The 21156-nt window shown below is 33.3% G+C and carries 19 protein-coding genes; 13 read left to right on the plus strand and 6 right to left on the minus strand.

Annotation, left to right across the window (positions count from 1 at the left end):
* Positions 1-5 precede the first annotated feature (5 nt).
* On the plus strand, positions 6-299 hold the full coding sequence (locus tag KM800_RS04295) for a DUF6809 family protein (protein ID WP_217811942.1): 294 nt from the start codon (positions 6-8) through the stop codon (positions 297-299).
* 29 nt (positions 300-328) lie between these two features.
* Here the strand turns inward: KM800_RS04295 and KM800_RS04300 are convergent, their stop codons facing one another.
* Positions 329-580, minus strand: coding sequence for a helix-turn-helix domain-containing protein (locus tag KM800_RS04300; protein ID WP_217811943.1), 252 nt, complete (start codon positions 578-580; stop codon positions 329-331).
* 302 nt (positions 581-882) lie between these two features.
* Here KM800_RS04300 and KM800_RS04305 point away from each other — a divergent pair, with 302 nt between their 5' ends.
* Positions 883-2598 (plus strand): methyl-accepting chemotaxis protein, encoded by a 1716-nt coding sequence (locus KM800_RS04305; RefSeq protein ID WP_217811944.1) that lies wholly within the window; start codon positions 883-885, stop codon positions 2596-2598.
* 24 nt (positions 2599-2622) lie between these two features.
* Here KM800_RS04305 and KM800_RS04310 read toward each other — a convergent pair whose 3' ends face one another.
* Entirely contained in the window at positions 2623-3093 is a 471-nt protein-coding gene (locus KM800_RS04310) for a pyridoxamine 5'-phosphate oxidase family protein (RefSeq protein ID WP_217811945.1), read from the minus strand.
* Between the two features lie 193 nt (positions 3094-3286).
* Between KM800_RS04310 and KM800_RS04315 the strand changes: the two genes are divergently transcribed.
* On the plus strand, positions 3287-4159 hold the full coding sequence (locus KM800_RS04315; protein ID WP_217811946.1) for a DUF1002 domain-containing protein: 873 nt from the start codon (positions 3287-3289) through the stop codon (positions 4157-4159).
* A gap of 54 nt (positions 4160-4213) precedes the next feature.
* On the opposite strand, the gene KM800_RS04320 is transcribed toward KM800_RS04315, so the two are convergent.
* Entirely contained in the window at positions 4214-5164 is a 951-nt protein-coding gene (locus KM800_RS04320) for an NAD(P)-dependent oxidoreductase (RefSeq protein ID WP_217811947.1), read from the minus strand.
* 135 nt (positions 5165-5299) lie between these two features.
* Here KM800_RS04320 and KM800_RS04325 point away from each other — a divergent pair, with 135 nt between their 5' ends.
* Entirely contained in the window at positions 5300-5746 is a 447-nt protein-coding gene (locus KM800_RS04325; RefSeq protein ID WP_217811948.1) for a flavodoxin family protein, read from the plus strand.
* A 28-nt stretch (positions 5747-5774) separates the two neighbouring features.
* Positions 5775-6134: a cytochrome C biogenesis protein gene (locus tag KM800_RS04330; protein WP_217811949.1), complete on the plus strand. Its 360-nt coding sequence runs from the start codon at positions 5775-5777 to the stop codon at positions 6132-6134.
* A gap of 26 nt (positions 6135-6160) precedes the next feature.
* Here the strand turns inward: KM800_RS04330 and pdxT are convergent, their stop codons facing one another.
* Both pdxT and pdxS read right to left on the minus strand, forming a co-directional pair.
* Complete coding sequence (pdxT, locus tag KM800_RS04335) at positions 6161-6724, minus strand: pyridoxal 5'-phosphate synthase glutaminase subunit PdxT (RefSeq protein ID WP_217811950.1); 564 nt, start codon at positions 6722-6724, stop codon at positions 6161-6163.
* Between the two features lies 1 nt (position 6725).
* Positions 6726-7595 (minus strand): pyridoxal 5'-phosphate synthase lyase subunit PdxS, encoded by an 870-nt coding sequence (gene pdxS, locus KM800_RS04340; protein ID WP_217811951.1) that lies wholly within the window; start codon positions 7593-7595, stop codon positions 6726-6728.
* Positions 7596-7964: 369 nt separating this feature from the next.
* Here pdxS and hydG point away from each other — a divergent pair, with 369 nt between their 5' ends.
* The 3 genes from hydG (at position 7965) to gpmA (ending at position 10666) form a co-directional block, all read left to right on the plus strand.
* Positions 7965-9392, plus strand: a complete 1428-nt coding sequence (gene hydG, locus KM800_RS04345; RefSeq protein WP_217811952.1) for a [FeFe] hydrogenase H-cluster radical SAM maturase HydG — start codon at positions 7965-7967, stop codon at positions 9390-9392.
* A 56-nt stretch (positions 9393-9448) separates the two neighbouring features.
* Positions 9449-9766: a hypothetical protein gene (locus KM800_RS04350; protein ID WP_217811953.1), complete on the plus strand. Its 318-nt coding sequence runs from the start codon at positions 9449-9451 to the stop codon at positions 9764-9766.
* Between the two features lie 153 nt (positions 9767-9919).
* Positions 9920-10666: a 2,3-diphosphoglycerate-dependent phosphoglycerate mutase gene (gene gpmA / locus KM800_RS04355; RefSeq protein ID WP_217811954.1), complete on the plus strand. Its 747-nt coding sequence runs from the start codon at positions 9920-9922 to the stop codon at positions 10664-10666.
* A gap of 92 nt (positions 10667-10758) precedes the next feature.
* On the opposite strand, the gene cooS is transcribed toward gpmA, so the two are convergent.
* Positions 10759-12642: an anaerobic carbon-monoxide dehydrogenase catalytic subunit gene (gene cooS, locus KM800_RS04360; RefSeq protein ID WP_217811955.1), complete on the minus strand. Its 1884-nt coding sequence runs from the start codon at positions 12640-12642 to the stop codon at positions 10759-10761.
* 486 nt (positions 12643-13128) lie between these two features.
* Between cooS and KM800_RS04365 the strand changes: the two genes are divergently transcribed.
* The 5 genes from KM800_RS04365 to glpK all read left to right on the plus strand — a co-directional run bounded on the left by KM800_RS04365 (position 13129) and on the right by glpK (position 21102).
* The gene (locus KM800_RS04365) at positions 13129-15078 is read left to right on the plus strand and encodes a DNA gyrase/topoisomerase IV subunit B (RefSeq protein ID WP_217811956.1); all 1950 of its coding nucleotides are present in this window, start codon (positions 13129-13131) and stop codon (positions 15076-15078) included.
* Between the two features lie 27 nt (positions 15079-15105).
* Positions 15106-17973 carry a DNA topoisomerase IV subunit A gene (locus KM800_RS04370; RefSeq protein WP_217811957.1) on the plus strand — a complete coding sequence of 956 codons (2868 nt, stop codon included), beginning with the start codon at positions 15106-15108 and terminating at the stop codon, positions 17971-17973.
* A gap of 221 nt (positions 17974-18194) precedes the next feature.
* The gene (locus tag KM800_RS04375; protein ID WP_217811958.1) at positions 18195-18899 is read left to right on the plus strand and encodes an MIP/aquaporin family protein; all 705 of its coding nucleotides are present in this window, start codon (positions 18195-18197) and stop codon (positions 18897-18899) included.
* An 80-nt stretch (positions 18900-18979) separates the two neighbouring features.
* Positions 18980-19543, plus strand: coding sequence for a glycerol-3-phosphate responsive antiterminator (locus KM800_RS04380; protein WP_217811959.1), 564 nt, complete (start codon positions 18980-18982; stop codon positions 19541-19543).
* 68 nt (positions 19544-19611) lie between these two features.
* Entirely contained in the window at positions 19612-21102 is a 1491-nt protein-coding gene (glpK, locus tag KM800_RS04385) for a glycerol kinase GlpK (RefSeq protein WP_217811960.1), read from the plus strand.
* Positions 21103-21156 lie beyond the last annotated feature (54 nt).

Below are 21156 nucleotides of genomic sequence, written 5' to 3' on the forward strand. Positions count from 1 at the left end.
TAGTTATGGATAAGGATTTTGAAGATACTGTTACATATTTTATGGAAAGGAGAATAAGTAAAACTTTATTAAATTTGAAAAATAATTCAAAGTATAATGAATTAAAAATCAGATCAAGAAATATTGAAAATAAAATTATGAATAAATTGAATTCAGAAGAACGAAGTCTATTTATAAAATATGAAGATATTTTAGATGAACAATTAGACATTGCAATGGCAAAAATATATAAAGCTGGTTTTGAAGATTCTATTAGAGTTATAGATGCAATTAAAAATATTAGACATATGAATCTATAATTAATTTGTAAGAGCTCTCTAGGGCTCTTTTAGTTTTCTCCTAGAAGAAGCCAGTTCAAACTTACATTAAGGGCTTTTGCTATTCCTACTATTTCATAATCCGCAACAAATCTATTTCCAGATTCTATTCTTGATATGGAAATTCTATCAAGTTTAATATTCATAAGTTCTAGTTTTGCGGATAGATTGTCTTGAGTTAGGGCAGGATTATGGGATAATCTAGCTTGTTTTACTCTTACCCCAACTATATTCTTATTTCCATCGTACCAGTATATTTTCAATATTCTTTCCTCCTAAATTTAAAATGTAATCATAATAATTGATTCTACATTCTTAAAATGCTATAATGTTGCTAAAGATGAACATAAAGGGCATATTTAGCAATTTTATGTAATAATTTGTAAGATAGTTTCAAATAACATACACTAACATTGAAAATATATTATTAAATTAATTATTGTATCAGCAATAATAGCATATGTTATTTAAATGATTTTCAAACTGTTTTGTAAACGCTTTTTCAAGTTGAACTTTGAGTAATAGCATTAAAAGTTTGTTAGCTTAAATTTTATGGGGGGATACAATGAATCTTTTGAAAAATGTCAGGGTTGGAGTAAGAATTGTTTTATCTTTTATAATAATATCACTGCTAATTATATTGGTCGGTGTTATGAGTATGTATGCACTCAGGGTAGCCAATACTAATTCAAGAAGTATGTACAATACTAATTTTAAAAGCATATACATATTATCAAATATCAAGGAAAATCTAATGCAAAGCAATACGGATTTATTAAAATTATCATATCAGAAAGACACTTCACAAGTAATTCAAATCAAAAATGATTTGGATAATACTAGAGTTAATGATGAAAAATACAGTTCACAGTTTGAAAAAATATTTAAGAGTCAGAAAGAAGAAAATCTATGGATAAATTATAATAAGCAACTTGATGCTTATAGAAATGCCAGACAAAGTGTAATAAATTTAGCACAACATGGAAAATATTCTGAAGCACAATCAACTTTTGTTAATAGAATAAATCCTATAATAGAAAGTATGAATAAAAATATTAATCAATTAATTAATATCAGTGATAATACTGCCAACAATTCCTATTTAAACAATTATTGGGTATATTATAAAAATAGTGTAAATATGGTTATCATCATGGTAATAGGAATATTATTGGCAATAGGAATAGGAATTTTAACTTCAAAAGACATAAATAAATCATTAATACAGATTATGGAAATATCAAAAAATTTAGCAGAATATGATTTTTCCCACGAATATGAGATAGACAGGGAGGATGAATTTGGAAAGGCAAAAAAAGAACTTGTTAAAGCCCAGGAAAACATAAAGCAACTTGTAAAAACTATTTTAAATGATTCACAAAATATGAGTTCTGCCAGTGAGGAACTTTATTCTACAGTAGAAGAGCTTACTTCAAAATTTGAGGAGATAAACAGTTCAACAGTTGCCATATCAGAGGATGTTCAGGAGAGTGGTGCTTCATCTGAAGAAATAAGTGCTTCTATTCAACAGGTGGATTCCAGTGTTAATGAACTTTCTCACAAGGCTGATGATGGAAATGATAAATCTAGAAGCACTAAACTCAGCGCTGTTGAGATAAAAAAAGAAGTTAGAAATTCTATAGAAAAAATTAAAAACTTAAGCAATAATAATAATGAAACAATATTGAAGGCAATAGAAGAAGGTAAAATAGTTGAAGAAATAAAAGTTATGGCCAATACCATTGCGTCAATTGCACAACAGACCAATCTTTTAGCATTGAATGCAGCTATAGAGGCTTCAAGAGCAGGTGAAAATGGAAAGGGATTTCAGGTAGTTGCAGGAGAAGTTAGAAAACTTGCAGAGCAATCACAGCAAGCAGTAAGTGGAATTCAAGGTACTATTTTAAAAGTTCAGCATGCATTTGACAATCTTTCGAAAAGCAGTAGAAATGTATTAAATTTTATCAATGATGATGTGAGTTCTCAACTTAACTCCTGCCAAAATATTGGCGATAAATATTATGCTGATGCTGATTTTATAAGCAGTATGTCTGAAAAAATTTCTTCTATGTCCCAGCAAATTACAGCTACCATAAGTCAGGTAAGTCAGGCGGTTCAAAGTACAGCTGGAGTGGTACAAAATGCTTCACAGAATATAGAAACTATAAAATCAAGTATTGATGAAGCATCCAAAGGAATGGTTCAGATATCTGAAACTGCACAGGGCCAGGCAGAAATGGCAGAGAATCTTAGTATGATGATTCAAAAATTTAAAATTTAATAGTCTGATTAATCTTTGGGAAGATCATTTGAGTCTTCCCTTTGCAGTTACGTAGTCAATAGATATTTTTATTATATTTGTCTTTGAAACAGCCTTGTCTATATAAATACTACCTTCCATTTTAAAGTCTGGAGAATACTTTTGTATAAATCCATATAGGACTTTTTTCTTTTCATTATCGTCTGATATAGAAGATGCCTTTCCAAAAGCTACAGCACTTTTATACTTGGTAGTAAATTTATTTGGAATTATCTCTGTCTTTCCAACTACACAAAAGCAAACTTTATTGTTCAAGTTTATATTGTCAATTTTATTTCCCTCAAATGCACAGTGAAAATATATGCTGTTATTCCAATATACATAGTTTAGGGGAATAGCATATGAGTAATTATTTTCTCCTGTAGTTGCCAAAATTCCATATTCACCACTATTTAATATATCCTTGATTTCATCACTGTCCAATTGTCTTTCCGATTTTCTCATGTTTTTAAACATAATATAGTTATCACTTCCTACAATTAATTATTTAAGTATTGGAATACATTTTATCATAATTCGTTTATTTTAACATCATAAAAAATTTTATATATTGTTTATAAATTGATACTTTTATTGTTGCTATATGTAGTATATTATATTATTGGAAATGCTGATATAATTATATTAAAATTAAAAAGGAGTTTTGAATATGAAATTAAAGACGGGTATAAGTAAACTGTTGACAGTATTTATGGTATTGACTGTAGTAATATCCATAGCTGGAAATAGAGTATATGCTGATTCCTATAAAGTTGTTACATTGGGAGGAAATCTTACAAGCAGTCAGAAAGAGGACATGCTTAAGTATTTTGGAGTAAACAGGCAGGATGCAGATGTTATAGAAGTAAATATTGATGAAGAGAAAAAATATTTAAGTGATGTAGCCAGCAGCGATCAAATTGGTACAAAATCAATATCCTGTGCTTATGTAGAGCCGACTACAAGTGGAGGATTAAATGTATCTACACACAATATATCATGGGTAAGCAGCAGCATGATAAAAAATGCATTGATTACTGCAGGAGTCAAGAATGCCAATGTAAAGGCGGCAGCTCCATTTACTGTATCAGGTACTGCAGCTCTCACAGGAATTTTAAAGGGTTATGAAACCAGCAGTTCAGGTAGTAAAATCGATGAAAACAAGAAAAAAGTTGCAAATGACGAATTGATGACCACAGGAGATATTGGTGATAAAATAGGAAAAGACAAGGCGGCAGGACTTATGAATGACATTAAGAAACAGGTTGTTCAAGATAAGCCTAAAACTGAAGCAGGAGTAAAAAAGATAGTGGAAAATGTAACAAATAACTATAACATAAATTTAAGTGAAGGGGATATCAATAATATAACTTCAGTTATGAACAAAATAAATGGCTTGAATTTGAACTTCGGAGAAATACAAGGTCAATTGAATGGTGTTACCAATCAATTAAAGGATAAGCTGTCAACTCCAGAAGCACAGGGCTTTTTTTCTAAAATAGGAAATGCCATAAAAAGCTTTTTTGCAAGCATTTTCGGATAGATAACTTCCAGGTAACTTCAAGGCAGTTGTTACCTGGAAATTCTTTTTTTTAATTTAACTAACTACATTTATAGGCCTATTATCTATAAATGACTTGATATTTTTCCCAAGAAGTTCGATTAATCTTTGTCTTGATTCAATACATTTACAACCTATGTGAGGAGTCAATATAACGTTTTCCATGGAGAAAAGTGGACTCTTTGTGTCAAGTGGTTCTTTTTCCTGAACATCTAAAGCTGCACCTGCAATTATATTTTTGTTTAAAGCTTCTATCAAATCCGATTCTTTTATTATAGCGCCTCTCGCAGTGTTTATAATGAAAGATGAAGCTTTCATAATCTTAAGTTTGTCTATATCTATGAGATGTTTTGTAGCATCAGTAAGTGGGCAGTGAATTGTTACAAAATCACTTTCTTTTAGAAGTTCTTCTAAAGAAACAAATTTTACATTTTTAATGGGTTTTACACTTCTATTGTATACGAGTACATTCATCCCCAAACTTAAAGCAGTTTTTATTACACTCTGGCCTATAGAGCCTGCACCAATCACTCCAAGAGTTTTACCTTTTATTTCAAAATGAGGGACTTGAAGATCCTTTGTAAAATTATCGAAATTATTTTGCTTTATCATAATCTGTTGAAGAGCCAGGGAAGAACTCAAGCTAAGCATAAAAGTAATAGCCAGTTGGGCTACAGCATCTGTACTGTATCCTGGAACATTGCATACTTTGATATTCTTTTCCTTTGCAGTTTCCATGTCTATGTTGTTATAGCCTGTACCAGCTTCACATATGAGTTCTACTGTAGATGGGAATTTTGATATTAAATCTGCCCCTAAAGGAAGTTCTTTTGTAACTACTATGTTTTGATTCTGAACTCTGTCTAAAATTTCATTTTCAATGCTTATATCATATCTTGTAACTTTTGTGAAACTGTCAAGATTCGAAAAGTCCATTTTGTTGTCAAAGTTCAACTTCTTAGAATTTAGAAACACTGTATTTTTCATGTTATACCCCCTCTATAATTAGTGTTCAAACTAAGTATAGCTTTTCAAAAAAATAATGTCAAAATATTTAAATATTGTATTATAATATTTATATGAAGAAAATTAAGTGTGTACTCAAAAACAGGAGGTTTTATTTTGAAGAGTTTAATAATTTGTATTTCCGTGCATCATAAGAATACTGAAAAAATTGCGGAGAAAATCGCAGGAGAACTGAAAAGTGATATCGTGAACGTTAAGGATGTAAAATTAGATGAAATGGACAAATATGACTTGATAGGATTTGGTTCAGGAATATTTTATGGCAAATTTCATAAGGAACTTCTAAAATTGATAGATGATATGCCTGTATTTAAAGATAAAAAGGCATTTATATTTTCTACAAGCGGACAGGGAAAAGTTGAATATAACGATTCATTAAAGAATAAATTGGTTGAGCATGGATTTGATGTTGTAGCAAGCTTTGCTTCAAAAGGATTTGATACTTACGGCCCATTTAAGTTATTTGGGGGTATAGCAAAGGGAAGACCTAATGAGGATGATTTGGAGGCAGCTGCAGCATTTGCACATAATCTGCATGATTAATGCAGAAAATTAATCGGAGGTAATAGATTTGAAAATTGAAAATTACAAGGTTGAAACATTTATACCTGAGGAATATGTAACAGAGTTAAGGGAGAGTTTAAATGAAATAGGAGCGCTCAGCATAGGAGGAAATTATGACAATTGCATGTCTGTATCCAAAGTTGCAGGATACTGGAGACCTTTGAAAGGCTCCAATCCATTTGAGGGAAAAGTCGGTGAGATAAGTAGTGAAGAAGAATGTAAGGTGGAATTTTGCTGTAGAAGTAAAGTGATTGAAAATACCATAAAAACCATAAGAAGAGTTCATCCCTATGAAGAGCCTGTTATAAATGTTTTTCCACTATCAAATTTGGTAACATACTCAGATAATAACAGTTCACAACTGTAAATTTTAAATTGTGAACTGTGAATTGACTAAATCATATATAAAAAATATTCGTGAAATTTGAAATCTTCTGTAAGTTCTGGATGAAATGAAGTTACGAGAATGTTATTGTGTCTGGCGGCAACTACATTTTCCCTTATAGTGCACAGCCTTTTTACATCATCACCCAAATGTGTTATAAATGGAGCTCTTACAAAAACCAGCGGTATTTTAAAATCAGATACTTCAGGAATAAGTGCATAGTCACAGAAGCTGTCAATTTGCCTTCCATAGGCATTTCTTCTTACAGATATGTCTATGACGGAAAGGTAGCTTCTTCTACTGCCCTCTATTGAATTTGCCAGAAGTATCATACCTGCACATGTTCCCCATGCAGGAAGACCATTTAGAATTTTTTCTCTTAATGGCTGCATCATTTTTGTGATTTCAAGGAGCTTTCCCATAGTAGTACTTTCACCACCAGGAAGTATTATGCCGTCGATTTCATCTAGTTGTCCGCAATCTTTTATTTCTACAGCATCAGCTCCAAGAGATTTTATATGGTCCATATGTTCCTTTACACCGCCTTGAAATGACAGTACACCGATTTTCATACTACCATCCTCTTTCTGCATATTTTTCTTCTATGTCTTTTATTTCAATTCCAGACATTGCAGTTCCAATATCTTCAGAGGCTCTTTCAACTTTTTCAGCATTATCATAATAAGTGGTGGCAAGTACAATTGCCTTTGCTCTTTTTTCTGGATTTTCAGATTTGAATATTCCAGAACCAACAAATACTCCTTCAGCTCCAAGCTGCATCATTAATGCTGCATCTGCAGGAGTTGCAATTCCACCTGCTGCAAAATTTACTACAGGAAGTTTTCCATTTTCCCATACATATTCCATTAGATCATAAGGTGCTTGAAATTGTTTTGCAAGAGTCATAAGCTCCTCTTTTCCCGCACTTTTAACTCTTTGAATTTCATCTACCATTGTCCTCATATGAGTTACAGCTTCAACAACATTTCCTGTTCCAGCCTCGCCTTTTGTTCTTATCATTGATGCACCTTCACCAATTCTTCTAAGAGCTTCTCCAAGATTTCGTGCCCCACATACAAAAGGTATTTTAAAATCTTTTTTATTTATGTGATAGGAATTATCCGCAGGAGTTAAAACTTCACTTTCATCTATGAAATCTATATTTAATTGCTGTAGAATTTGTGCTTCTACAAAGTGTCCTATTCTTACTTTGGCCATAACAGGTATTGATACCGAATTTTGTATTTCTCTTATCATTTTAGGATCTGACATTCTTGCAACTCCACCTTCTCTTCTTATATCAGAAGGTACTCTTTCAAGAGCCATAACTGCACAAGCTCCTGCCTTTTCGGCAATAATTGCCTGTTCTCTGTTTACTACATCCATTATTACGCCGCCTTTTAACATCTGGGCAAGATTTTTGTTTAATTCATATTTTGCCATAACTGCTCCTCCAATATTAATTATTATTGTGTTGCTGCTAATAATTGTATATGTAAAACAATTATTTGAAAAATGTACCCATACATTTATTAGTTAAAATATTGTCAACTACTTCAAAAAATTATTGACAGAGCTTGTTTTAAAAGTATAAAATGTAAGTGAATCTTTAGTAATAGATTTTCTGTTTCTGAGGATATGTTAAAAATCTATGCCAAATTGTAAAGAGTATTCTGAGCAAGATGCTGATAGAACATATTTATTGTGAAAATATATTGTTATATATTTGACATTATATTTTTATGTGAATTAGTTAAACTTTCAGCATTGCCTGGAAAGTTTAATTTTTTTATTTTAGGGAGGAAATATAAAATGGAAATAGATAAAAAGTATTTGGATCCTAATTTTAAGGATTTCATTGATGATGATAAAATATGGGCGCAGTTAAATGCAGCTAAGAATCCAGAAAAAAGCGAGATAAGGGCCATATTTGACAAGGCAAGATCAAAAGTCAGATTGGAACCTGAAGAAACTGCAAAATTACTTCAAATAGAAGATGAAGATCTTCTTCAGGAAATGTTTGCACTTGCAAGACAGATAAAAGAAGAAGTATATGGTGAGAGAATAGTATTTTTTGCACCTTTATATGTAGGGAACAAATGTAGAAACAATTGTCTGTACTGTGGTTTCAGACGTGACAATAAATCAATAGACAGAAAAACTCTTACAATGGATGAACTGGGTGAAGAAGTAGAAGTTCTTGAAAAATCAGGACATAAGAGGTTGATACTGGTATATGGAGAAGATGACAATTATGATGCAGACTTTATAGCAAAGACAATTAAGAAAGTATATGCTACAAAAGTTGGAAGAGGAGAAATAAGAAGAGTTAATATAAATGCGGCTCCATTGGATGTACCTGGATATAAAAAATTACATGAAGCAGGTATTGGAACATTCCAGATATTCCAGGAGACATATCATCACGATACTTATAGAAAATTGCATCCGGCAGGTGATAGAAAGGGAAATTATGCATGGAGACTCTATGGACTTGACAGGGCAATGGAAGCAGGAATAGATGATCTTGGTATTGGAGCATTGTTTGGATTATATGACTGGAAATTTGAAGTAATGGGACTTTTATATCACACAATTCATTTTGAAAAAGCTTTTGATGGGGTAGGACCACATACAATATCTTTTCCACGAATAGAATCAGCTTTGGATGTACCATTTACGCTCAACCCCAAATATAAAGTTTCAGATGATGATTTTAAAAAGCTTGTAGCTATTTTAAGATTGTCAGTTCCATATACAGGTATGATATTGACAGCAAGGGAGAGTACAAAAGTAAGAGAAGAAGTACTTCCACTTGGAGTATCACAGGTAGATGCAGGTTCAAGAATAGGAATAGGAGGTTATGCCGAGTATGACAGGGGACTGATACCTGAAAAAGAGCAGTTCCAGCTTGGAGATATGAGAAGTCTTGATGAAGCTATAAGAGATGTGTGCAAACAGGGATGTATTCCGTCTTTTTGTACTGCCGACTATAGATGTGGAAGAACCGGATCTCATTTTATGAGTATAGCAAAGAAATCATTAATTCATAATTTCTGTATTCCAAATGCAATTTTTACATTCAAGGAGTATCTTTTAGATTATGCATCACCTGAGACTAAAAGTGCAGGAGAGAAAGTTATCGACAAGACCATAAAAAAATTTGATACAGCAAAGCAGAAAATTATAAAAGACAAATTGCAGCTTATTTCAGATGGAAAAAGGGACATTTATATATAAAGTGCATAGTTCAAAGTTAATAATACATTAAACTTTGAGTAAAGATGAGGTTGTGTATGGATAAAATGGAGTTTAAAAAATTTATAAAACATAATTTGAGAGAAGTACTTGAAGCAGGAGATATAAAAGAGGCTTTTAAAATACTATGTGAGAATACAGCGGCTTATTATAAAGGAACTCAGGTGGTTTTTTCTCAAAAATTCACCAAAAGAATAGAATATATAATTGGAGCGGGAAAAGAGACATTCATGCCCCAGGAGAAGATAGAATTGAATGACAGATATATTGTATTTCTCCAAAGCTTTGAAAATGTGCCTGACTATGAAAAAGATATTTTAATTGCCATGTTTAAATTATGTGCAGTCATTAAGTAAAATAAGTATAACCTATTTGAATTCAAATAGGTTATACTTATTTTTATATGGATATATTAGCAGTATTGCCCACTTTGTGTTATAATTATTATATAAAAATGATTATTGATTTCAATACCGCTATGAATTGTGAATTGAATTGGAGGTTTTTACATGAAAAAGATAGTTTTGTTAAGACACGGTGAAAGTCAGTGGAACAAAGAAAACAGGTTTACTGGCTGGGCAGATGTAGATCTATCTGAAAACGGAATAGAGGAAGCAAAAAAAGCAGGACAAATACTAAAAGAGGCAGGATATACTTTTGATGTTGGATTTGCTTCTTTTTTGAAGAGATCAATCAGAACACTTTGGTATACATTGGATGCACTGGATCTATTGTGGATTCCAGTACACAAATCGTGGAGATTGAATGAAAGACACTATGGAGCACTTCAGGGACTCAATAAAGCAGATACAGCCAAGAAATACGGGGAAGAGCAAGTTCACAAGTGGAGAAGAGATTCAAATACTTTTCCTCCTGCACTTACAAAAGATGATGAAAGATATCCCGGAGCTGATCCCAGATACAGTAATTTAAAAGAAGAGGAAATTCCTCTTACGGAAAATTTGAATTCAACTATTGACAGGGTGATTCCATACTGGAAAAGTGACATAATTCCAGCTATAAAAGATGATAAAAAAATTATAGTTGCAGCTCATGGAAATAGTTTGAGGGCACTTGTAAAATATTTAGACAATCTCTCAAATGAGGAAATTACTGATTTGAACATACCTACGGGAATACCGCTTGTATATGAATTGAATGATGATTTAAGTCCAATTAAACACTATTATCTTGGTGATCCAAAAGAGATTGCACTTAAGCAGAAAAAAGTGGCAAACCAGGGAAAAGCAAAGTAAAATATCAAAAGTAAAAAGTTCAAATATGGAGATTTTCGGTTTATACCGAAAATCAACCAAATTTGAACTTCCAATTGTGCATTGTGAATTGCCTAAATGCCAAGGCCTTTTCTCTTGGCCAGAACTATTTCTTCAAGTTTGTCAGCAGCTTTTTTAATGTCACCTTCAATAATTAATTTCCCACCAGTTAAACTTTCCATGTCTTCTGTAAGCAATTTTGAAACAGTTTCACTTCCATCTATGAAAGGTGAAATTGCAAGATGAAGTGGAAGTCCAAGGGACAATCCGAAACATCCGTCTGCAAGAGCCTGTTCTTCCAACCATTGAGGAGCTGAAAGTACTAGTGGAAGAGCTGGAATGTCTATATTCAAATATTCAGCTAGTTCCTTTGCTACAATTTCAAGTCTTCCTATGGCAAGGCATGGACCGAAATTTAATACAGGAGGTATTCCAAGACTTTCACAAACTGATTTTAAGTTTGAACCTGCAAGTCTGGAAGCTTCAGGGGACATCAATCCTACATTTTCAAGTCCTCCACTTGAGCATCCTGCAGACAGTACTATAATATCTCTTTTTATAAGTTCCTTTGCAAGTCCAACAGTAAATACATCATGACCTTTTGCAGTAAGATTTGAGCAGCCTACTATTCCTGCAACTCCCTTGATCTTGCCTGCAGCAATTAAGTCAACTAATGGTTTCCAGGTTCCTCCAAGGAATTCTTTAAGTGATCCTTCGCTTACCCCTGTTATAACATTATCAAAACCGTGATTTTCAGGTATGTTTATCTTTATTTTAGGACGTCTGTCTAAATAACTTTTTATTGATTCATCTATTATATGATTGCTTATTTCCTTTCTTTTATCGAAAGAATACTCTACATATTCTGCATTGGATTTTTTGGCTACATCATCAACACATATCATCTTTACCATGAATTTATCTGAGACTGGCTCTATTCCTGGAAGTGTGCAGTTGAATTCTGATACTATGGAATCTATGCCGCCAGTTGCAATTAGTGCTTCACTGGTAAAGTTGTTTCCTGCATGTCCTGAAAATACATCCTTGTAATGTTCTCCTCTTAATTGAAGATCCTGACCTACACATGTGCATCCTACAAGTTTGAAACCTTTGGCTCCAGCTTTTTGTGCTTTTTTTATTATTTCAGGAGTTGTAAGAATATCTTCAAGATATGATATGATTGATTGTTGGTGCCCTGTTACCATTATATTTATATAGGAAGGGTCAACTACTTTGAATCCTACTTTAGCTGGTCTTATTGAAGGTTCTCCAAGTAGAATGTCGTTCAGTAGGTTTGTAAGGGTAAGTCCATAAATTCCTGTACTTATTCCAAGATTTAAACAGTTTACCATCATGTCCTTGACATCACTGTTCAAATTTGTAGAGGTTTTTACTATGGCATCAAATACTTCGGATTTTGCTCCTCCAGGCATTATGCCTAATTTTTCCCAGTTTTCAATTCTAGGAGCATAACCTAATTTTTTCACCAAATCCATTTTTTCAAATCTAGGTTTGTACAAATCACTCAATACTTTATCTGCTACCAATACAGCTTTCTTGTGAATATCTGTCTCTGATATTCCAAATGTATCCGCAAGTCTGTTAAGTGAAGCTTCTCCCTTGATTTTTCCATTTGATTCACCAGTAGATTTTAAATTTCTGGCAGTATTTTCAACTACATGAAGATAACATGCAGTACCTGCTGCTACAGCCCTTAAAAAATTTCTTGCAACTATTGTATCGGCAGTTGCTCCGCATATTCCTCTAGGAGATTTTTCACTTATTCTACAGGGACCATTTGCACACAGCTTGCAGCATACACCATTTTTTCCGAAGTTGCATTTATACTTCTGACTCTCTACACGATGAAGAGAAGTCTCTATATCCAATGTTTTAACGAAATCTTCCAATACCTTGTCAGCTGAATTACAAATACTACAACTTTTACAATTTTCCATTACAATACCTCCTGAAATTATACCATTATAGTATACTTTAATGGTATAAAAATTTATTAAATAACTAATATCAACACATAAACTATATCAATATAGTATACTTTTGCTTACTAATATATACCTTTTATTAAAATTTGTCAAATACAAGTCTTATTTAAAAATAATTTGCATAAATTATGTACTATAAGCAGAGAGCCCAAATCTTTGATTTGGTGCGAATCGGTTAAGCAGGCACACAAAATCTGTGATTTTGATGTGATCGCTTACTCAGGCGAGTACTCCACTGACTGAAAGGAAGCGGAGTTTCAATTAAAAGAGAGCCCAAATCTTTGATTTATTTAAAAATAATTTGCATAAATTATGTACTATAATATATAATAACGTTTGAAGTTAGAACTTTTAGTTAATGGCACCTTCTGCATTATTTGTTTTTAGAAGGTTTTTTTTCATAAATTGAATAACTTAGCATATATTTGGAGGTAAAAAATGAAACATAAAGATATAGATAATGAAGTATATGATGTAAACTCTCTAACTTCACTTGAAAAACTTGAACCAGTTAGAGTGAGACCTGGAATGTATATAGGGTCTACAGGGAGTAAAGGACTTCATCATTGCATATGGGAAATATTAGATAATTCTATAGATGAAATTTCGAATGGTTTCGGTTCATATGCATCTGTTATTTTGAATGAAGATGGCAGTGCAACTGTAACTGACAATGGAAGGGGAATTCCAACAGGGGTACATCCTTTAAAGAAAAAGACAGGTGTCGAAATGGTATTTACTGAGCTTCATACCGGCGGCAAATTCAACAATGATGTCTATAAAACCTCTGGAGGTCTTCATGGAGTTGGTGCAGCAGTTGTAAATGCACTCTCAAAATGGATGGAAGTAGAAGTAAAACAAAAAGGACACATATATAAACAGAGATTTGAATATTCATACGATGAATCACTTGGAAAGGATATGCCGGGAACTCCTGTAACAAAACTCAATAAAGCAGGAGACACTGCAGATACAGGAACCAAAGTTACATTTATGCCGGATCAGGATGTTTTTTCCACTGTTGAATTCAAATTTGATATAATAGATGAAAGATTAAAGGAACTGGCATTTCAAAACAAAGGTGTTACATTAAAATTAATAGATAGGAGAGGTCAGGAGGAAATTCAGAAGGAATATCACTCGGAAAGAGGACTTCTTGATTTTATAGAATATTTAAATGAAAGCAAAACACCTCTTCATAAAGATCCAATACTATTTCAGGGTGAAAGACAGGTAAATGACATAAAAATGCAGGGAGAAGTATGTATTCAATTTACCGATTCAACTACTTATCATATAGCAAGTTATGTAAACAATATTCCAACTACGGAGTCGGGAACTCATGAAAGCGGATTTAAAACTGGAATGACAAGAGCATTTAAAGATTGGGGTAAAAAGCTTAATCTGGTAAAGGAAAAAGAATTTGAAGGAGACGACTTGAGAGAGGGAATGACAGCTATAGTCAAGATCAAGATAAGCAATCCCGTATTTGAAGGACAAACCAAGACAAAACTTGGAAATACAGAAGCTTATACTATGATGAATGATCTTTCCTATACAAAACTTTCAGAGTGGATAGAGGACAATAAAAAAACAGCCGCTGTCATAATAAACAATGCACTGGATTCAGCTGCAAGAAGAGAGAAGATAAAGAAGATAAATGATGCGGAGAAAAAGAAGATAGGAAAAGGAGCTGCACCTCTTGCGGGGAAAATTGCAGTGTGTACTTTGAAAAATTCTTCTTACTGTGAGTTTATAGTAGTGGAGGGTGACTCTGCAGGAGGATCCGCCAAACAGGCAAGGGACAGAAGATTCCAGACTATAATGCCATCCAAGGGAAAGATCATGAATACAGAAAAACAGAAACTGGAAAATGTTCTGGGAAGTGAAGAATTGAAAATATTCAATTCAGCTGTAGGAACAGGCATACTTGATAACTATAATGAGAAAGATTTAAAATATGACAAGATAATAATAATGAGTGATGCGGATGTAGATGGTTATCATATAAGAACCTTGTGGATGACATATATATATAGATATATGAGAAAACTTATTTCAGATGGTCACCTTTATATAGCACTTCCACCTCTGTATAAAGTATATAAAGATACTAAAAACAAGCAGATTGTTAAATATGCATATAGTGACCAGCAGCTTTTAGATGCAAAAAATGAAGTCGGCTCAGGTGCACTTATACAGAGATACAAGGGTCTTGGAGAGATGAATCCGGATCAGCTTTGGGAAACCACACTGAATCCTGAGACCAGGACACTTCAGCAGATAACTATAGAAGATGCTGCAAAAGCGGAGAAGATGGTATCACTTCTCATGGGGGATGTTGTAGCACCTAGAAAGAAGTACATGTATAAATACGCACAATTTTAGATAATTCACAAGAAAGGACGATCAACTTTGACCAAGAAGACGATAATTCCAAAAGACAACAACATAATAAGACTTCCTATTGAAGAAGCCATGCCTGACAATTATCTTCCATATGCTGTAGAAGTGGCAAAAGACAGAGCTCTTCCTGATGTAAGGGATGGATTAAAACCTGTACACAGAAGAATAATTTATGGCTCCTACATGTTAAAGGCATTTCCAGATAGACCATATTATAAATCTGCCAGAATAGTAGGGGATATTTTAGGTAAATACCATCCTCATGGAGATACTTCCGTATATGATGCAATGGTAATACTGGCTCAAAATTTTACAACTAGAATGCCTATAATAGACGGACATGGAAACTGGGGAAGTCAGGATGGAGATAATGCTGCAGCCATGCGTTATACCGAGGCAAGACTTACTCCCATTGCCATGGAAATGGTAAAGTACATAGAAGATGATGTAGTAGATATGGTGGACAATTATTCGGGATCGGAAAAAGAACCTGAAGTTCTACCTGTAAGGTACCCGAATCTTCTTGTAAATGGAGCATTTGGAATAGCGGTAGGACTTGCCACCAATATACCACCCCATAATTTAAAGGAAGTTATAGATGCTGCAATGGCATTGATAGACAATCCAAAATCAAATACAGACGATCTTATGAAATATGTTAAAGGACCAGATCTTCCAACAGGTGGAATAATCATAGGAAGGGATTCGCTGAAATCCGCTTATGAATCAGGAGAAGGCAGGGCAACATTAAGGGCCAGGACTTCAATAGAAAAGCTGGAAAATGGAAGGTTTGGAATAGTCATAACGGAATTTCCATATAGAAGGAGCAAGGCAAAACTTCTACAGACCATTTCTGAAATGACAGTTGACAAGAGGCACTCCAAAGTACTTGATTCTATTTATGACATAAGAGATGAATCGGACAGAACTGGAATAAGATCCGTAATTGAATTCAGAAAATCAATAGATCGTACCCAGGTGGAAAAAATATTGAAATATCTGTTCAAAAAGACAGAACTTCAATGTACTGTGTCTTTCAATATGGTAGCATTGGCAGATGGAAAACCCAATACACTTTCACTTAAGAGCATACTTGAACATTTTATAGATTATCAGAAAGAGATACTCATAAGAAGGACAAAAAAAGAACTTGAAGCTGCCAGAAAGAGATTTCATATTGTAGAAGGATTTATAAAGGCCATTGGAATAATGGATGATATTATAAAGACTATAAGAAGTTCAAAATCCAAAAAAGATGCATGTAAAAATCTTATGGATATATTTGATTTTACTAAAATTCAGTCTGAAGCCATACTTGAACTTATGTTATACAGACTTACAGGACTTGAAATAGTTGAATTTGAAAAAGAACATAGAAAACTTTCAAAGTACATAAAGAAACGTGAACTTATACTTTCAAGCGAGAAGGAACAGTTTAAAGTTATAAAAAATGAATTGAAGGATATAAGGGACAAATATGGAGATGACAGAAGAACTGAGATTATAGAAGATGACAGTGAGGCTAAAATACAGGTAGATGAGATTATAATTCAAGAAGATATAGTCGTAACCATGTCCAATGAGAACTTCATAAAGAGAATATCTCAAAGAAGTTATAATAGATGCAGTAAAAATATAGAGGAAATAGAGTACAGGGAAGGGGATTATAGTAAGCTTGTTATAAATTCAAATACCAAGCAAACTATTATGTTCTTTACTGATAAAGGATACATGTACAAATTGAAAGGCATAGATATTCCCGAATTCAGATGGAAGGAAAAGGGAGATAAACTGGACAATATCATAAGAGGATTCAATAGCTCACGGGAAAAAATAGTTTCCGTTATAGATGTAGAGGATATAAATGACAATTTTGACATTGTATTGTTTACAAGTATTAGCGGAATGAAGAAAACTTCTCTTGAAAAATTCAGAACCAATTATACAAAACTTATGGCACTTAAGCTGAAAAAAAATGAAAAACTGATAAAAGTAGAATTAGTACCAAAAGACAGAAGAGAAGGTTCTTTAAAATTGGTTACAAAATTTGGATTGGAATTTATCCTGCCGGAATTGAAGCTTGAAACACAGGACAGAAATATAGTAAGCAGTGATGTATTTACTCTTTCCGAAAATGATGAAGTCATAGACATTGATTTTTCAGAACAAGAAGTTAAAAATAATGAATTCTATATTTCCATAGATAAAAACGGCATATTGAAATCCTCGGATAACAACAGAAGGACTTTTGGTATCAATACATCTTCTTCAAGTACTATATTGATTTTTACAAAGGACGGAAAAGTGTTTTCAATACTATCAGCAGTTGTAGAAAATATAGCAGAAGGTATTGAAATAAATAAGCTGTTTGGCATATCCAACAGGTCTGATATAATAAACATTTTTTCTGTAGATGATTTCCAAATGGGAAATATATATTTTTTCACCTCGAAGGCTATGATAAAGAAGAGTGCCTTAAGTGAATTTCAACACATTAAAAGTGGTGAAATTACATATAAATTCAAGGATAAAGATGACAAGATAATTGACGTGGAATATTCAAAGCAAGAAGATATAGATATAGTGGTTTTGACAGAAAAAGGCATGGGAATTAAATTTTCCAGTGAAGACGTAAATAGAACAGGTAAAATTGCATCTGGATCTGAAGCTATAAATTTAAAGAAAGACGATAGGGTAATATATTCACTTTTAATAGATAAAGATGATGATAAATCATATATAGAGTTGACAGATAAAAATGATAGAAAATTTAATGTGATGCTGAATGAAATAAAGCGTCAAAATAGATCTGGAGTTGGAAAACCTGTTGTAGACAGTGAAGAAAACATAAAAAAAATAAATTTAAAAATAATGTAGAATAAAGTATTGTAATCCTTTAAATTTTATACTATAATGTTGTCATAGATAAGAGGCAGAGAATAGGAGAGCCGCTTTTAATATAGCTGATATGGCTGTATTAAAAGCGGCTTTTCATGCAAAAAAATATGTGTTTAGTATTTCATGTAATCGATTTTATAAAGAAAAATTATTCTACTGTCCAATAAAAATAACATATGGGAGATCTGGGAGGAAGTTATATGTCAAAATTAATAGCTGAATTTGTAGGTACAATGATTCTGGTTTACTTAGGTGATGGGGTATGCGCCAACTGTACCCTTACAAAGAGCAAGGGACAAAATGGAGGATGGATTGTAATAACCGCAGGATGGGCTTTTGCAGTTGGTATACCGGCTCTTATGTTTGGAAGCGTAAGTGGAGCTCATTTTAATCCGGCACTTACTATTGGACTTGCAATAGCAGGAAAATTTCCAGCAACTGAAGTACCGGGTTATATAATTGCCCAGATGCTTGGAGGAATAGTTGGAGGTGCACTTGTCTGGATTACTTATCTTCCTCATTGGGAAAAGACAGAGGACAAGGCAGCAAAGCTTGGTATATTCTGTACTGCTCCAGCTATAAGAAATTTACCATCAAACTTTTTAACAGAGTTTTTAGGAACATCACTTTTGGTATTTGCAATATTGGGAATGGGGACACAGCACACAGTTCTTGGAATAGGCACACTTTTCGTAGTATTTTTAATATGGTCCATAGGCCTTTCACTTGGAGGACCTACAGGATATGCAATAAACCCTGCGAGAGATCTTGCACCTAGAATTGCACATGCAATTTTACCTATTGCAGGTAAAGGTGGTTCAGATTGGTCATATTCATGGATACCTGTTTTTGGACCAATAGCAGGTGGAATATGTGGAGCACTTCTGTTTAATGTAATATTTTAATATGTTGGTTGTATCTCTTTAAATGTGATGTTAAAATTAATAATAGTTGTTAACCATTAAATTATAAAGAGGTATAGTAGATGAATAAGCTTAAAGAAGTACTAATAGAAAATCCAGTTATAGCTGCAATAAGAAATGATGAAGGATTGAAAAAGGTAGTTTCAAGTAATGCCAGTATAGTTTTTATACTATATGGAGACATATTAAGTGTCAGGGATATATGTAGTAAACTTAAGGAAAAAGGAAAATTGGTATTTGTCCATTTGGATTTGATAGATGGAATAAGAGGCGATCAATCTTCTGTAAGATTTATAAAAGAAAATGTAAAGGCAGATGGTATAATAAGCACTAGATCTTCAAATATAAAATATGCAAACCAGATTAATTTGTTTTCAATACAAAGAATGTTTGCAATAGACTCACTTTCATTGAAGACCGGAATAAAAAGTATTCATGATACGAATCCGACTGCAGTAGAAGTTATGCCAGGAGTAGCAAGTAAAATAATAAATGTTCTAAAAAAAGAAATAAAAGTTCCAATAATTGCAGGTGGACTTATAACAAACAAAAAGGATGTTATTGAATCATTATCTGCAGGAGCTGTAGCAGTTTCAACTACTGATAGCAGTTTGTGGAATTTATAAATTGCAATTGAAATTCTATTAAATAAAAAAATATAATTTGAAAACGATGCGTGGGAGGAGAATATAAAATGGCAAAGTATGTTATGGCTTTAGATCAAGGTACTACTAGTTCAAGATGTATAATATTTAATGAGAGCGGATTACCTGTAAGTACTTCACAGAAGGAGTTCAAACAAATATATCCAGAAGGTGGATGGGTTGAACACGATCCTATGGAAATATGGGCTACACAGTTTGGTGTAGCTACGGAAACACTTCTAAAATCAAATATAAAAGCAGAGGATATAGAGGCAATAGGTATAACAAATCAGAGGGAAACTACAATTGTATGGGATAGAAGAACAGGATTACCAGTATACAATGCCATAGTGTGGCAGTGTAGAAGAACAGCTGATTATTGTGATGAATTAAAAGCAAAAGGCATAGATAAAATCATAAAAGAAAAGACAGGACTTGTACTTGACGCATATTTTTCAGCAACTAAAATAAAGTGGATACTTGACAACGTACCTACTGCCAGAAGAGAAGCAAATAGAGGAAATCTTATATTTGGTACTGTAGACACATGGCTCATGTGGAATTTGACAAAAGGCAAGGTTCATGTAACCGATTATACAAATGCTTCCAGAACTATGCTGTTCAACATACATGAACTTAAATGGGACAAGGAACTTTTGGAACTTTTCGATATCCCAGAATCAATGCTTCCAGAAGTAAAACCATCAAGCTGTGTATATGGACAGACTGCTGAAAATTTATTTGGTGTAGAAATTCCAATAGCAGGAGATGCTGGAGATCAACATGCAGCTTTATTTGGACAAACATGTTTCAAGCCTGGAATGGCAAAGAACACTTATGGAACAGGATGTTTTCTCCTTATGAATACAGGCGATAAGGCTGTAGAATCAAAAAATGGACTATTGACTACAATCGCCATAGGTATAGATGGAAAAGTTGAATATGCACTTGAAGGAAGTATATTCATAGGTGGAGCTTCCATACAGTGGTTAAGGGATGAGCTTAGAATGCTTAAAACTTCGGCCGAATCTGAAAAATACTGTGATGCTATAGAAGATACCGGCGGAGTCTATCTGGTACCTGCTTTTGTAGGACTCGGGGCACCTTATTGGGACCAATATGCAAGAGGTATAATAGTTGGAATCACGAGAGGAACTAAAAAGGAGCATTTTGTAAGAGCTACAGTAGAGTCACTTGCATATCAGACTTATGATGTTCTTAAGGCAATGGAAGAGGATTCACATATAGAGCTCAAGGCACTCAAAGTAGATGGAGGAGCTTGTGCAAATAATTTCCTTATGCAATTTCAATCGGATATATTAAATGTTCAGGTAGACAGACCTAAAGTTATAGAGACTACTGCACTTGGTGCAGCATACCTTGCCGGTATTGCAGTAGGATATTGGAAAAACAGGGAAGATGTACTCAAAAACTGGACAATATCCAAAAACTTCACTCCTACAATGCAGGAAGATAAAAGAGAGAAACTTTTAGAAGGATGGCACGATGCTGTAAAGAGATCCATGGGATGGGCCAAATAATAAAAACTGTAGAAAAATCCTGCACTCATTGTGAGTTGCAGGATTTTTCATACA

Source organism: Clostridium tyrobutyricum (assembly GCF_019144085.1).
Lineage (GTDB): Bacteria > Bacillota > Clostridia > Clostridiales > Clostridiaceae > Clostridium_B > Clostridium_B tyrobutyricum_A.

Coding starts and splice junctions, on each gene's coding strand:
- KM800_RS04295 (WP_217811942.1), top strand. CDS start 6: ATGGATAAGGATTTTGAAGATACTGTTACATATTTTATGGAAAGGAGA.
- KM800_RS04305 (WP_217811944.1), top strand. CDS start 883: ATGAATCTTTTGAAAAATGTCAGGGTTGGAGTAAGAATTGTTTTATCT.
- KM800_RS04310 (WP_217811945.1), bottom strand. CDS start 3,093: ATGTTTAAAAACATGAGAAAATCGGAAAGACAATTGGACAGTGATGAA.
- KM800_RS04315 (WP_217811946.1), top strand. CDS start 3,287: ATGAAATTAAAGACGGGTATAAGTAAACTGTTGACAGTATTTATGGTA.
- KM800_RS04320 (WP_217811947.1), bottom strand. CDS start 5,164: ATGAAAAATACAGTGTTTCTAAATTCTAAGAAGTTGAACTTTGACAAC.
- pdxT (WP_217811950.1), bottom strand. CDS start 6,724: ATGAAAATCGGTGTACTGTCATTTCAAGGCGGTGTAAAGGAACATATG.
- pdxS (WP_217811951.1), bottom strand. CDS start 7,595: ATGGCAAAATATGAATTAAACAAAAATCTTGCCCAGATGTTAAAAGGC.
- hydG (WP_217811952.1), top strand. CDS start 7,965: ATGGAAATAGATAAAAAGTATTTGGATCCTAATTTTAAGGATTTCATT.
- KM800_RS04350 (WP_217811953.1), top strand. CDS start 9,449: ATGGATAAAATGGAGTTTAAAAAATTTATAAAACATAATTTGAGAGAA.
- gpmA (WP_217811954.1), top strand. CDS start 9,920: ATGAAAAAGATAGTTTTGTTAAGACACGGTGAAAGTCAGTGGAACAAA.
- cooS (WP_217811955.1), bottom strand. CDS start 12,642: ATGGAAAATTGTAAAAGTTGTAGTATTTGTAATTCAGCTGACAAGGTA.
- KM800_RS04365 (WP_217811956.1), top strand. CDS start 13,129: ATGAAACATAAAGATATAGATAATGAAGTATATGATGTAAACTCTCTA.
- KM800_RS04375 (WP_217811958.1), top strand. CDS start 18,195: ATGTCAAAATTAATAGCTGAATTTGTAGGTACAATGATTCTGGTTTAC.
- KM800_RS04380 (WP_217811959.1), top strand. CDS start 18,980: ATGAATAAGCTTAAAGAAGTACTAATAGAAAATCCAGTTATAGCTGCA.
- glpK (WP_217811960.1), top strand. CDS start 19,612: ATGGCAAAGTATGTTATGGCTTTAGATCAAGGTACTACTAGTTCAAGA.